The sequence below is a fragment of the Williamsoniiplasma somnilux genome, from assembly GCF_002804005.1.
GTDB lineage: Bacteria > Bacillota_I > Bacilli_A > Mycoplasmatales > Mycoplasmataceae > Williamsoniiplasma > Williamsoniiplasma somnilux.
In genome coordinates this window covers 364,967-379,654 of record NZ_CP024965.1, presented here as the reverse complement: position 1 = coordinate 379,654, position 14,688 = coordinate 364,967, and the positions used below count along the sequence as shown (strand labels likewise).

Annotated in this window: 12 protein-coding genes; all 12 read right to left on the bottom strand. The window is 27.3% G+C overall.

Going from position 1 to position 14,688, the window contains the following annotated elements; translation table 4 throughout:
* Positions 1 to 8: 8 nt before the first annotated feature.
* Positions 9 to 308 (bottom strand): L7Ae/L30e/S12e/Gadd45 family ribosomal protein, encoded by a 300-nt coding sequence (locus tag ESOMN_RS01620; protein ID WP_024863219.1) that lies wholly within the window; start codon positions 306 to 308, stop codon positions 9 to 11.
* Positions 301 to 597, bottom strand: a complete 297-nt coding sequence (rnpM, locus tag ESOMN_RS01615) for an RNase P modulator RnpM (RefSeq protein WP_024863218.1) — start codon at positions 595 to 597, stop codon at positions 301 to 303. The genes ESOMN_RS01620 and rnpM overlap by 8 nt, the downstream gene beginning before the upstream one ends.
* Positions 569 to 2,008, bottom strand: a complete 1,440-nt coding sequence (gene nusA, locus ESOMN_RS01610) for a transcription termination factor NusA (RefSeq protein ID WP_024863217.1) — start codon at positions 2,006 to 2,008, stop codon at positions 569 to 571. The genes rnpM and nusA overlap by 29 nt, the downstream gene beginning before the upstream one ends.
* Positions 2,009 to 2,016: 8 nt before the next feature.
* Positions 2,017 to 2,511: a ribosome assembly cofactor RimP gene (locus ESOMN_RS01605; protein WP_024863216.1), complete on the bottom strand. Its 495-nt coding sequence runs from the start codon at positions 2,509 to 2,511 to the stop codon at positions 2,017 to 2,019.
* A gap of 111 nt (positions 2,512 to 2,622) precedes the next feature.
* The gene (locus tag ESOMN_RS01600) at positions 2,623 to 3,762 is read right to left on the bottom strand and encodes a phosphatase PAP2 family protein (protein WP_024863215.1); all 1,140 of its coding nucleotides are present in this window, start codon (positions 3,760 to 3,762) and stop codon (positions 2,623 to 2,625) included.
* Positions 3,763 to 3,858: 96 nt separating this feature from the next.
* Positions 3,859 to 4,986 (bottom strand): mannitol dehydrogenase family protein, encoded by a 1,128-nt coding sequence (locus tag ESOMN_RS01595; protein ID WP_024863214.1) that lies wholly within the window; start codon positions 4,984 to 4,986, stop codon positions 3,859 to 3,861.
* Entirely contained in the window at positions 4,987 to 5,418 is a 432-nt protein-coding gene (locus tag ESOMN_RS01590; protein ID WP_024863213.1) for a PTS mannitol transporter subunit IIA, read from the bottom strand. It lies immediately after the preceding gene.
* A gap of 14 nt (positions 5,419 to 5,432) precedes the next feature.
* Positions 5,433 to 6,908 (bottom strand): helix-turn-helix domain-containing protein, encoded by a 1,476-nt coding sequence (locus ESOMN_RS01585; RefSeq protein ID WP_024863212.1) that lies wholly within the window; start codon positions 6,906 to 6,908, stop codon positions 5,433 to 5,435.
* A gap of 34 nt (positions 6,909 to 6,942) precedes the next feature.
* The gene (locus tag ESOMN_RS01580) at positions 6,943 to 8,481 is read right to left on the bottom strand and encodes a PTS transporter subunit EIIC (protein ID WP_198511466.1); all 1,539 of its coding nucleotides are present in this window, start codon (positions 8,479 to 8,481) and stop codon (positions 6,943 to 6,945) included.
* Between the two features lie 220 nt (positions 8,482 to 8,701).
* Positions 8,702 to 9,361 carry a nitroreductase family protein gene (locus tag ESOMN_RS01575; protein WP_051445511.1) on the bottom strand — a complete coding sequence of 220 codons (660 nt, stop codon included), beginning with the start codon at positions 9,359 to 9,361 and terminating at the stop codon, positions 8,702 to 8,704.
* Between the two features lie 82 nt (positions 9,362 to 9,443).
* Complete coding sequence (locus tag ESOMN_RS01570) at positions 9,444 to 10,109, bottom strand: nitroreductase family protein (RefSeq protein ID WP_024863209.1); 666 nt, start codon at positions 10,107 to 10,109, stop codon at positions 9,444 to 9,446.
* A gap of 98 nt (positions 10,110 to 10,207) precedes the next feature.
* Positions 10,208 to 14,683 (bottom strand): PolC-type DNA polymerase III, encoded by a 4,476-nt coding sequence (locus tag ESOMN_RS01565; RefSeq protein ID WP_024863208.1) that lies wholly within the window; start codon positions 14,681 to 14,683, stop codon positions 10,208 to 10,210.
* Positions 14,684 to 14,688: the final 5 nt, after the last annotated feature.

Here is a 14,688-nt window from a genome sequence, read left to right as displayed (position 1 = left end):
AGAAAGTTTTATAAAGCAGATTTAATAAGTTTAATTATATTGATATCTTCAGTACCAATTGCGACTTTTAATTTTTGACCACAAGCTTGGGCAATTTCTTCAACAGTTAATAAGTCATCAAAATATTCAATATTATAAAATTTGCATTTATCAGTTATTTTTTTCTTTTGACTTGGTCCCATATTTGAGCCAACAATCACTAATGAAACTTTGTTCGATTTGATAAAATCAAACAATTTTTCACCACTAATTATTTTTGTGCTATTAAAGGCCAAACCAATTGCATTAGTTAATTTTTTCTTATCCATTTTTATTATGCTCTTTTATTTCTAGTAATAAAGAATTGTAAATTTCTTCACTAACATTTTTTTTAAATGAACGTGATAATAAATTGCGTTTTTTGACTATTTCAAAAGCATTAATAGAAGGGAAAATATAAACCCCATGACCTGCTGCTTTAAAAGTTTTGTCAATAAAAATTTCATTTGCTTTATTTTTAACAATACGAATTAATTCATTTTTAATAAACATTTGGTTAGAAGAAATATCCTTACGAAAATTTGTTTTTTTATTTTTCGTAATATTCATCGTATTCATCGATGATTTCTTCATCTTCTTCAGTTTGTGATTCTTCTTCTAACTCATCAAAAGCTTCAATGTTAGCATTGATTTCTGCCAAATCAACAATTTCTTTGTCATTTTCTTCTTCAATTTCAAGCATATCAGAGTCATTAACATTAATTGCATTAGCTGCTTGTTTAGCTCTAATTTCTTCTTGAAATTTTTCTAATGCTTCATTGTCGATTTCAAAATGATTGTCTCGGCGAACTGAACGATTTTGATTAGGAACAAATGGTTTTTTAGCTTTACGTTTTGAAACATTCTCCAAGAACATTGGATCGTTTAGTTCGCTTTCTGAAATGTTTCCGTTTCATAAAATTTCTAAATCATCTATTTTAGCATTTTCAAGCGAATAAATATTAATTCTCATTTTTACAAGATTAACAACTAATCTTGCAGCCATTCCTGATTTTCCAATTGCTAATGATAATTGTTCATTAGGAACAATTACATCACATTCATTATTTTCTTCGTCAATGTTAACCGAAATAACTCTAACTGGAGCCATTGCATTAATTAAAAATTGTTTAAAATCAGTGTCATATTTAATAACATCGATTTGTTCTCCTTTTAATTCTTTTGTTACTGCTTTAATTCTTGAACCATTGCTTCCCACAACAGCTCCAACCGGTTCAACATTTTGATCGTGAGAATAAACAGCAATTTTAGCACGTTTACCAGGTTCACGAGAAACAGCTTTAATTTCCACAATTCCATCAGCGATTTCAGGAACTTGTTCTTCTACTAATTTGCTTAAAAAATTAGGCGCAACTCTTGAAATTGATAATTGTGAAAATTTAGCATCTTTAGATACTTCTTCAACATAAAAAGAAACAAATTGATTAATATCAAATTTTTCTCCTGGAATAATTTTTTGATTTCAAATCGAAGCTTGTGTTCCTTCAACATCAATTAAATAAGAAGTTCCTTGTTCGTTCATTCCCGTTACTTTTCCAGATAAAATCTCTCCAGTTTTAGCAACAAATTTAGCATAAACATTTTCACGTTCTGCTCCTCTAATTTTTTGTTGAATAATTTGACGTACTTGGTAAACTGCTAAACGTGAAAATTCATCATTAAAAGGTAGTTCTCTTTTAACTGTATCTCCAACTTCGATTGATTTACCAAATTCTTTTTGTGCATCAACCAAAGATATTTCTAATCAATCATCTTCAACTTCTTGATCTGTTACAACTAATTCTTGGAACATTTTAATTGTTCCTGCTTGTTCATCGATTACTGTTTGAACCTTTGCTTCAGTATCAAAAAATCTTTCATGAGCTTTTTGAAAACCTTCTTTAATTCCATTAAAAATTACTTCTTTATCGATTTTTTTCTCTGAAGCAATTTCACTAATTGCTTCTAATAATTCTGCACCGTTAATCATGGTACCTCCTAAAATTTAACTGCATATCTAATTTTAGATATATCTTTTCATGTGATTTTACTTTTCTTTTTTTGCCCTTTAATGAAGTATTCAATTGTAAATTCTTCACCATCAATAGAAACTAAGGTTCCGTTAGTTTCTTGTAGGCCATTAATAGGCTTTTTAAAAACAACATTAATGTATTGGTTTAAAGCTTTTTTTAATTCTTCAAAGTTACGAATATTTTTTTCTATTCCAGCAGATGCTATCTCTAACATATAAGGATCGCTAAGTTCATTAAATGAATCCATCATTTCTGATAAATGATCAGTTACTGTTGATAAAATGTCAAAATCTAAAGGTTTATTTGGTTGATTTAAATCTTCAACTAAAATTTGTAAAACATCGCTTTCAAATTCAGAATTTTTAATTTCTAAAACATCATAAACACATAAATTATTTTTTTGTAAAATTTCATTTGCCATTTCAATAATTTTGGTTTTGATACTTATGAATTTACTCATTAAATTCTCCTTTCATAAGAGCAATAAGAAAGCAAGCCTTTCGGCTTGCTGAGATTTATTAATCTTATTTCTATATTATACTAGAAAAATGTAATTTTTGTTCAAAGATAGTTATTTTGTTTTTCTCCTAAAAATTTGGTTAATTGAGAGTTCAACAAGTACTAAAGCAATTATCCCAAAAAATAACGAAAATGTAATATCGGACCATCAATGTCCTCGACAAACAACCAATGCAAAACTCATTGATGTTAAATGTAAAATAAACCAAACAATCAAAACTTTAATAGAATTATTTATTTTGTTTTTTCTGCCACATAGTATTCAAAAAAATGAACCAACACAATAAGTTCCATTTACATGACCCGAAGGAAATGCATATGCTAAACCTTGTTGAAGTTTAGGAAAATTAGGGTCACTGTTAAAACCGAAAAAGCCATTAAAATCTCACCAAGGTATTTCCAAACCTTCAGGGGCATTTCCAGATCAAGTACCATCAATGCTTTTTCAACCCTGTTTATCAAAACCGGGAATATTTGTGTTTTGGTAAATTTCTAAGTAACCATTTTCCTTAGCTAAAGTTTCGAATTGCATATTGTAAAGATAAGGTCGACTTGAAGAAATCTTTAAAAAGGCAACAACAAAGTAAGATAAGCAAAAAAATGAAACAATTTTAAGAGCTTGAATTCAATATTTGTCTTGAACAAAAGATTTCTTTTTAGCTAGTTTAAAATGAATTCAATAATATAAACTTAATAATATTACTGTTTGAAAAATAAAAATAACAATTTTTACAGTTTGCCTAACTTTAAAAGGTTGAAATAAGAGAACATCGATTCCGGGACCAAAACCAGTATTTTTTCAATTCATTTCAATAATTGAGTAAATATTATATGCTAACCAAGATAAAACCATTAATAAATAAATGGCAATTAATATCCAACGGTTTTTGAAATAAAAACCGTTTTGAGTTTTGTGAATTTTATATCTAAAAAAACTTTCTAACAAAATAAAGAAAGTTGCTGAACCAATTATTAAAAGTTCTGTTTCACCAATTTCAAGCATTGCTGCAACCCAATAATGAACTATTTTATATTCCATTCCTTGAGCAAATAAAATTGCACTATCTCATTCCAATTTCCAAAAAGATGTAAGAATAAACCCAATTAATCCAAGACAAAAGAAAGTTCCCATAGGAATTCATAATCATAAATAATTTAAATTCTTTTTTTTAATTAAAAAATCTGTTTTCAAAATATACCTCAAGTTTTATTTAAGTTAAAATATATCACATTATATCTAAATAAAAAAACAAAAAACCTAGCGAAAATTTCACTAGGTTACGACATTTTAATTAATTATTTTTTTAATAACTTCAATTTCTTGATTATTTAACTCTTTAACATAATTTAAGACTGCTTTTAATTTACCATGAACAGAAATATAATTACTTAATTCAACCGCTTCTTTATCTTCTGAAAAATGATAATTTAAGAGATCATTAAATGCTTGACTTAAATATTCGAATTTTAATCCTTTGCTTGCTGCAAAAAATAAAGGATTTAATATTCTTTCGTTTTTTTGCATTTTTGTAATTGGATTGCGAGCAATTCTTGACATTTCATCTTTAATTTTAGGATTATTAAATCTTTTTCAAATTGAAGAAATATATTCTTTAAGATATTTAATTTCAAAGTTATATTGCTGAGCAATAATTATTACTAATTCTGAAGTTAAATTATCAAAATAATTTTTTGTTTCATTAAATTTTAATGCATCTTGTAAAATGGGAATTTGAAATTTATCTATTGCATATCTATGCCATGAAAGTGCTGAATGAACACCGTTTAAAAGACAAATTTTTTTATTGATTTCTGAATCTAAATCTTTTGAATAAACAATGGTTTTAATTTTTGTAAAATTACTTGGTCATTGCTCCTCATCAACGATTCAAGAAAAATATTTTTCAACTTGAACATTTAAGCTGTCTCTTTCTTGATTAGGAACAATTCTATCAACTACCACATCAACAAAATGAAAAGGTAAAACATTAATTTTATTTTCAATTAATAATTTTTTGAAATAGCTAGAAACTCTATTACCGTTTTCACAACATAAAATCAACATTTCTTTATTGTTTTTAATTAATAAATCCGAAATATATTCAAAGTTTTTAATTAAAAATCGTAAATTTGGTTGACCGATTGAAATTGTGATTATTTTTGCATCAAGTAAATAATCATCAATTTTAGCTTTTAAAATATCATCAAGCAAATTCGCGGAAATATTTTTAATTAATATTTCGTTATCTTTTTCGGCTAATTCTTTTACTATATATTTTTTTTGTGTTTTTATTAAATTAATAACTTCGGGGTTAACATCTAAAAATTTAATTTCTCCAATTGCTGGGTCTTGTTTTAAAATTGGGGCAATAAAACCACGACCAATATTACCTGCTCCTAAATGAATTGTTTTCATCTATTCACCTTGTAACAATTTAAAGACTTTTTCTACTGTTACTTCCTTTTTTAGAAAACTTTTAACTAAATCAGCATCACTAAAAATTTCTGCAATATTTGCTAAAATTTCTAAATGATAATTATCTTTAGAGGCAATTCCAATTATAAAGTGAGCTTTTTCTTTACCAAAATCAACACCTTTTTTATAATGGTGAAAAACTATTCCCGTAGTTTTAACTAAACTAGCAGAACCAGTATCACCATGAGGAATTGCTACGTGATTTCCTATATAAGTTGTTAAATTATTTTCTCTTCTTAACATTGAATCAATGTATTCTTTTTGCACATAACCTAAATTTAATAAATGTTCTCCAGCAAACCGAATTGCTTCTTCTTTTGAAACACTATTTAGATTAACTTTAATATTTTCTAATTCTAGTACTTTTTTCATCCTATCCCTCGTTTTTATTTATTGACTAATATTTTTTTATAAATAATTTTTGATAATTTTTTGTGAATTAATTCTTTATTATTTATGACTGACATAAACGGCAAATTCAGAATGTTATCATAGTTTTTATGATCAATTTCTAAGGCCGAAATAATCAAATCAGAGTTTATATAATCTTCTTTAGTTAACATTGCATATGGTTTTGGTTCAATTAGCGCATTTTTATAAATTGTTTTAATATGATGTGACATCATTGCACTTTGTCCCATGCCACCAATGCAAACTGTTTTTATAGTTAATTTATAATCATAAATCATGGCATCAAATCAAACCATAATATATAAAAAGACTTCATAAGTTAAAATGTCATTAACATTTTCTTGTTTTAAAAATTTATCAAGAACTTCCTTAGTTACAAGCCAAATTTCGTTAAAATCTTTTATGTAATTAGCAATACCCTGAACATGAAAATCATTAATAAATTTATCATGAACTTGAAAAGAATTATTTTTAATATTTCTAGATAAATGATTTTTAATATTTAAAATAGCTTCATCATTTAAAAATACTTCATCCATAAATAACGCATTTATCTTTAAAGTTAACTCAGATACAATGCGATTAACTAAATTATTGTCATTATCAAAATTTTCATAAAAATTACTTAAAAGAATTTTTTTATTATCTTTTATGTAAATTTGATCCATTATTTCATCCAAATTTATTGATTCGCTTTTTTTTAAAATGGTTATTAATTTTAAATTTCTTGAATGATTTAATCAAAAAGTTATATAAAGACTTAGATAAATAATTTCATAATCTGAATTATTAAGATTCTTTTGCGTTTTTACAATAATTAAAGAATTAAAGATTTTATTAAACAAATCGATATTTCAATTAGCAACTAAATTACGATAAATATAAGGATTAAAAATTGGTTCAATTGACATATTTTTAATAATTGTTTTACCTTGTCTTGTGATAATTTGATTCAAAATTAAATTTAAATAAAGATCAATAATTTGACTTTCATTCATTTGTTTAAGAATTAAACCATCATTTTTAGAAGAAATTAATTCTTCTCCTTTTTGATTTAAACGTAAATTTAAAGAACTAATATCTTTTTTAATTGTTGTAATAGGGAAATCGATATTTAAAGCTATGTTATTTAAAGTTATTTTTTCTTCTGAATCTTTATTAAGAAACAAATTTAAAATATAAATTTGTCGTTCATAAGTTGTAAAAATATCATTTTCTTCAAAACTATAAAATTTTTTAAAAATATCTTTAGAATTACCCTTAAAAAAAACATCATTTTTTTCAAACATTATTTGACAACTAAATTTTTTTAACTTATTGTTAAGCGTTTCAACTGATCTTAATATGGTTTTTTCACTTACACTTAAATATTTTGAAAGATCTAATACATTAACCTTTTGGATATTTAATAATAAATATAAAATTTGTACATTTCTTTCGTTAGTTAGCATATTTAAGTTACCCCATATTTATTTGATATTTAATTTACTTAACTTTTTTCTTTAATTCTACAATAATATTTTCATAAAACTCATTATCTAAGAAATTACTAATACTTCTATGAATTGCGTTTGGCACTTTTTGTTTGGCTAAATTTGTTAATGTTTCTTGAGTAATGACAAATTCAGCATTTGTAGGTAATTCCTTAATTGGATAATTTTTAACTTCAATATCTAATCCTGCAGCTTTAATTTTCTTTCGTAATAAACCTGCTCCCATAGCTGAACTTCCCATTCCTGCTTCACAAGCAAAAATAATAAGTTTTGGCATTTCGTTGATTTCATTTTTTACAGTATCAGTTTTAATTACTTTTGATTCTTTTCCTTTTAATTTAACCGTTTGTAATTTAGCTACGTTTAAACTTTCTTGATTTTGTTTTGCATATTTTTTTCTGTTAATAATAAAAATTAATGAAGTAATAATTAATGAAGTAACACAAGAAGCAGCGATACCTCCAGCAATTGCAGCATAGTTTCCAGCACCATTGGCACCTGCTACTGCGAAAATGGCAATGATTGATCCTGGGCTAGCTGGGGCAACAAGTCCGGCTCCAGCAATTTGGAAGACAGCATCTCCAACAAGACCTCCACCAATTAAGGCAATTATAAATGCAGGTCTCATTAATGCGAATGGGAAGTAAACTTCATGAATTCCTCCAAAGAATTGAATAATTGAAGCCCCCCCCGCTTGTCCTCTTAATTTTTTATCAAAAATCATAATTGCTAACATCATTCCCAATCCTGTTCCTGGGTTAGCTTCTAATAAGAATAAGATTGATTTTCCTGCTTCAGCTGCTTCTGGAATTCCTAAAGTCGTAAAAATTCCATGATTAATAGCATTATTTAAGAATAAGATTTTTGCAGGTTCAACAATTATTGCGGCTAGGAAAATAATATTATTATTTACAAGTCCTCCCACAATTAACATAAATAAATATGAAATACCGTTAATAACTCATGGCATTCCATAAAAAGCCCCTAATGCTAAAGCAGCTCCAATAATACCCATTGAAAAGTTGTTTACTAGCATTTCAAAACCTTGTCTAATTTTACCTTCAATAAGTTTATCAAAACCTTTTAAAACTCCAGCAGCAATCGGTCCTACGATCATTGCTCCTAAAAATTGTGGTGATGCAGCTGCACCATCTCATCAACCTGGGTTATATTTGTTTCCGGCTATTACTCCGAAAACAACAAAGGCTGCCATAATTCCTCCACGATTACCGTGAACAATTTTTCCAGCATGGAAACCTATTAAAATAGGAATTAGATAAGCAATCATCGGTCCTACTACATAATCATTTATTTGTGCAACTGGTGTTCATCCAGTTGGAATAAAGAATGCAGTCAATAAACCTCAACCAATAATTACACCAATGATTGGCATAATCATCGCACTTAATCATCCACCAAATTTTTGACTTCTGCGCATCATAACTTTACCATTAAAGTTATTTAAGAAAAATAACTTCATTTGCTGTTTATGACTTAGATTTTTGTTTAACTCTTTTTGTATTTCTTTCATTTTTTTATTCCTTTCCTAATTTAATTATTCCCTTTTAACAATAAAAGTATAATTTTGAGAATAAATTATTTGTCTAATTTTCCGACAAAAAAAATAATTTTGGAAAATTTAATTCAAATTTTTTTTAAAGTATAGTGTAAAAAATAACACAAATACAAAAATATATTAAAAAACAATATAAAAAAATCCAAACATTGATCTAATGTTGGATTTTTACAATTTATTTAACTTCTTTATAAAAGTCAACTAATTTTTTTCTAATTTTTTTAGCATGATTTTTATTTTTAGTTTCTTCAAATATTTTTCCTAGGGCCATACCTAAACAAATAAATTCATCTTTTTGAATTAAATTTTTTTCTCAAAATAATTCATTTAGTTTTTTACCATCAAATCCTTCCATGATACAAGTATCAATGTCTTTTTCAGCTGCAGCAACAGTTACTATTCCTGAGGCAATGTATGCTGATTTTGAAGATCATTCATTAGCCAGACGTTCATTATCACCAAATCTTACTTCATAACTATTTTTAATATTATTAATAAAATTTAAAGATTTTTCACTTGTAACATCACCCATAATATCACCAACAGATTTCTCAATTGTTTCATTTAAAATTTTTGTTCCGCTATCAGCAACAAATAAAAAATAATCTGATGCTGTAATAAAATTAAGTTGGTTATAAAAAAGTGAGTTTAATGACTCTCTAAATTCTGATTGTGGCAAATGAATAATTTTGAAATTTTGTAATCCATATGATGTTGGGGCCATTCTTGCTGCTTCAATTAAGTCCATAACATCTTGCTTATTTATAATCAACTCTTTTGCGAATGCTCTAGCCGAGCTTCTTAATACCATTAGTTCGTTAATATTTTTTGACATAATAATTCTCCCTTAAATAAAAAATATTTAGCAGATATTCAAATTAATCCGCTAAATATTATTCTACCTTAAAAATAAGCTATTATTTTTTAATAATTGTTGTGAATTTGTCCTCATCCATTCTTTCTTTTTCAAAGAAATGAACCATGTTGTCATCTAGGTCAGCTTTACCAATTCCAATTGCAACAGATACACTTTCTTCTTGACGGTTTATTAGATTGTGTTTTTCTAAAATAGCCTCAACTGCGTTACGATCAAAACCTTCATAAGGAGATGAATCTAAACCTAAATCTGCTACTGCAATCATTGCTGTCCCTAAAGCGATATAAGTTTGTTTAGCTGATCATTCATCAGGGTTAACATTATTGGTTGCTCAGTTATTTAAAACAGCATTTTTCATAACATCTCTAATTTCGATTGCTGAATCTGGTATTGCTTTGTTAAACGAATTATTCATTGTTTTATTTCTGATTTTATTTTCTTTGTCGTGTAAAAAAATAATAACGTGTGATGAATTAATAAATGATGGTTGATTATATCAAACTGGAGCTAATTCATCTCTTAATTGTCCTCTAGGAACTACAATAATACGATAACATCATACTCCGTAACTCATTGATGTTCAACGAATCGATTCAGTGATCAATCTTAGTTGCTCATCTGTTATAGTGAAACCAGATTTCATTCTTTTGGTTGCACGTCTATTTCTTACCAATTCAAAAACATAACTGTTTTTTTGATTATTCATAAAATACCTCTTCTTAGAACAAATCCTAAGTTTGTTCTTGGATATATTCTACACCTAATAAAAATAAATCAATAAATGAAATTAATGAATTCAGCTTGTTAAAATTCAAATGTTAACTGTTCATCATTAGATAAAGAATCAGTAATTCCTAAATTTTCAAAAGTTTTTAATTGAGTTTGAGTAACTTGAGTACGAGTTTTCAAATCCGAAAGCGAAGAAAATTGCTTAACACTTCTTGCGTTAATAATTGATTGTTGACCGGCTTCACCTAATGAATCAATTACAACAAAAGGAGGATAAATAACTTTTTGCCCTGTTTTTCCATCTATTTCAATTAAAAATTTATTTCCAAGCGATTTGTTAAAATCGATATTTTTAATCTTTATTCCTCTTGACAACATTTCTAATTGTACTTCATAAGTTGTCATTAACCCAATTTCTTTGGCTGTAGCAATTTTTTGATTCACTTTAGTTTGATGTTCATTTAATTTTTGCAAAATTGCATCATAACCTTTTAAAGTTACTTCCAAGTCAAAAAAATCAGATCTAGTAGTAAAGTATGTTGTGTAGTATTCAATTGGATAATGTACTTTATATCAAGCTACACGATAAGCCATAAGTACGTAAGCAGTAGCATGTGCTTTGGGAAACATATATTTAATTTTTAAACATGAATCAATATATCAATCAGGAACATTTTTTGATTTCATAAGATTAATTCAATTATTTTTTAAACCTTTACCTTTACGCACTGATTCCATAATCGCAAAAGCATCACCAGGTTCTAGTCCCATATTCATTAAATAAACCATAATATCATCTCTACATCCGATGACAGTAGAAATTGATGCAAGGTTTTGTGAAATTAATGTTTGTGCATTGTTGATTCATACATCAGTCCCATGCGAAAGACCAGAAATTTGAACTAAATCTGCAAATGTTTTTGGCTTAGTTTCTTTTAACATAGATCTAACAAATTGAGTCCCAAATTCAGGAATACCTAAAGCCCCTGTTGTTTCATTGTTTATATCTTCAGGTTTAATTCCCAAAACATCTAATCCACCAAATAAAGAATAAACTTTTTCATCATTGGTTGGGATTGTAATTGGATCTACTCCTGTTAAATCTTTTAACATTTTTAAAGCGGTAGGATCTACATGTCCTAAAATATCCATTTTAAGTAAGTTATCGTGAATTGACGAAAAATCAAAATGGGTGGTTTTTCATGTACTATCAGGTTTATCAGCTGGGTAATTAACTGGAGTAAAATCTTCAATTTCAAATTCTTGAGGTAGAATAATAATTCCCCCTGGGTGCTGACCAGTTGTTCTTTTAACTCCTTCAGCCAAACCAGCAATTCTTTCAATTTCGACTTTCCTTGGTTGATTACCATAGTCAAAATGAGATTCAAAATATCCTCTAACATATCCAAAAGCTGTTTTATTAGCAACGGTACTAATTGTTCCTGCTCTAAACGCATTATTTTGCCCAAACATTTGTTTAGTAAAATTGTGCGCGATTGGTTGGTATTCTCCTGAAAAATTTAGATCGATATCTGGAACTTTATCCCCATCAAAACCTAAAAAAGTTTCAAAAGGAATATCATGACCTTCACCAATTAAAGGGTTATCACATTCTGGACATTTTCTTTTTGGTAAATCATAGCCACATCGAAATTGTGGATCAGTATCAAAATCTGAAAATTTGCAATTAGGGCATAAATAATGGGCTTTAAGAGGATTAACCTCAGTGATGCTTGACATAGTTGCAACAAATGAAGAACCGACTGAACCACGGGAACCTACTAAATAACCATCAGTTAATGATTTTTCAACTAATTTATGAGAAATTCAATAAATAACTCCAAATCCATGTTTAGTTATTGAATTAAGTTCTCTTTCAAGACGATCAAAAACAATCTTAGGTAAAGATTCACCATATAATTGATGTGCTTTTTCATAACATTTATTTCTTAATAATTCATTAACATTATCAATTTTAGGGTCATAAGTACCAGTTTTAAGGGCTTGAATATCATTATCAACCATTTCAGCAATTAAATTACTATTTTTAATCACTATTTCATTAACGAATTCTTCATCTTCTAGTCACGAAAATTCTTCAAGCATTTCTGATGTTGTTCTTAAATGTTGTTCTGGAAAGTCTTTAACACGATTTTTAAAGTCGAATAAAGGGTGATTTTCTCCCCCCAGACCTTTAGCATTTATATAAATTTCACGAATTAATTTTAATTCAGGATCAACATAATGAGCATCACTAGAAGCTACAATTAATTTGTTGTTTTCCTTAGCTGCTTTAATAATAATTTTGATTGTACGTTTAAGTTCAAATTCATCTAATGTATCATTTTGTAATAAATTTTTAAAAACACTTAGCGGTTGAATTTCCACATAATCATAAAACTTAATTTTTTCTTTCAATACGTCATATGTATTAGTTCTTGCTAAATCAAAAATTTCACCATTAACACAAGATGTGCCGATAAGAATATTATCGTTATTTCTGAACTCAGTTAATTTACTTTGAAATATTTTTGGACTACCTAACATCGATTCTGTGTGTGTATGAGAAATTATTTTATATAAATCTTTCAAACCTATTTGGTTTTTAGCTATAACGGTTGTGTGAAATCCTCTTGTTCTTACGAAATTCATGTTTTCAGCTTTGTTTTCAACATGAACTTTATTTCAATCTTCATCAGTATTTAATTCTATATTCATTTTAGCATCATGTCACATATGTTCATAAACGTCAGTTAAAATATCCGCATCATAATCAGCACGGTGAGCAATTTTCTCATCATAAATAATTCCCGTTTTTTTAGCAACAGTTCCTAATCTAAAGTTTTTTAATTTTGGATACATTGCACGAGCAATTGACAGTGTGTCAACTACTGTATTTGTTAGCTCGGGGTAACCTAATTTTTTAGCAAACGATTGTAAAAAATTAAAGTCAAAATTAGCATTGTGAGCAACTAAGATAGCATCTTTAATAATTTCATAAATTTCTTTAAAAGCAATTTCTATGCCTGGTTTATCTTCCAACATTTCATCGCTAATATGAGTTAATTCTTTTGTGAAAGTCTTTAAAACAGTTTTAGGTTTTATTAAAATATCTTTTCTAACTCTATTTCCGGTTTTGTAATCATAAATTACAGCTCCAAATTCAATAATTTCATCAAATTCTGGTGATAATCCCGTTGTTTCTAAGTCGAAAATTACAAATTTCGATTCACGTAATTTTTTGCCTTTGGGGTTTTTTACATATCAAAGTTCATCAAGAAGCATTGTTAATTCACAACCATAGATTAACTTTAAAGGATTTTGATCTTTTTCTTTACGTTTTTTATTAACTTCTTTAATAGCTAAAAAAGCATCAGGAAAAGATTGAACATTAGTATGATCAGTTATTGCAATTGCATTTCAGTTTCAAGAATCTGCTCTTTTAATATAGTCTTTAACATGACTAACTCCATCCATAACAGACATTTTGGTATGATTATGCAATTCAACTCTTTTAATAGGTGCATGATCTTCTCTAGTTGCAATCTTGCGTTCGATTTTTTGAAAACTATCAACAGTAAAAGTGGTTTCACCTTCATATTGGTTAAAACCTGTTTTTCCTTTTAAAGCGATTCAATCACCAACTTTAATTCTTTCTTCAAACATTTCTTTAGCATTATCAGCATTTTTTTCGTCTTCTGTCAAAGGGTCTAACAAACACATACCTTGATCTTTACCAAAATAAGTAGCTTTAATAGAAGAAGTATTATCAGTAACTGCAAAAGAATAAATTTTTCTTCCTGTTTTAGAATTTTTAACTTCTAAATTCATAATCATTGCATGAATAACAATATTTTGAGCATCATCTTCAATATCTATTAATTTTTCATAAGAAGGTTCATCCATTTTTGTTGTTCTTCTAAAATTATTGTTTGGATGTGGGGTGTAAGAAGTTCTTTTTTCTTGCACTTGCAATTCAGTTTTACTATTAATTGCAACTTGTTGTTCTAATAGTTGTTGATAATGCAGTTCTTTTTTGAACAATTCATCTTCGCCGCTATCAATAACATCAACTGTGTATTGTAAATTTTTAAAACCATATTGTTGCATTTTTGCTTTCAAATAACTTAACTCTTTTTCTAAATCATTTTTTTGAGAATTAGAATCAACATTTAGTTTGATTATTCCTTCATCAATACTTAAATGTATTTTAGTATTATCAATAAAATTTCAGGCCCCACCTTTTTTTTGCGATTTAAATTTTTTAATAAAATCTATGTAGTCATGAACTAATTCTTCATCTAACATTTGATATTTAACATCAATTGTTATTTTAGTTTTTAAATTTTGATTATTCGCAAAACCTTCGTTCAAAATTTTTATAAATCTAATTGGTAAAAAATTTGGTGTGGCCAATTTTAAATAACATTTTCTTTTTTCTTGAGAAACTATTAATTCATCAACAATTTCCATGTCATCAAAAAAAACCAAATCTTCCTCATCAATTTGGATATTAAAATTTTGAAATATATTTTTTATTTCTTTTTTCATAAAGC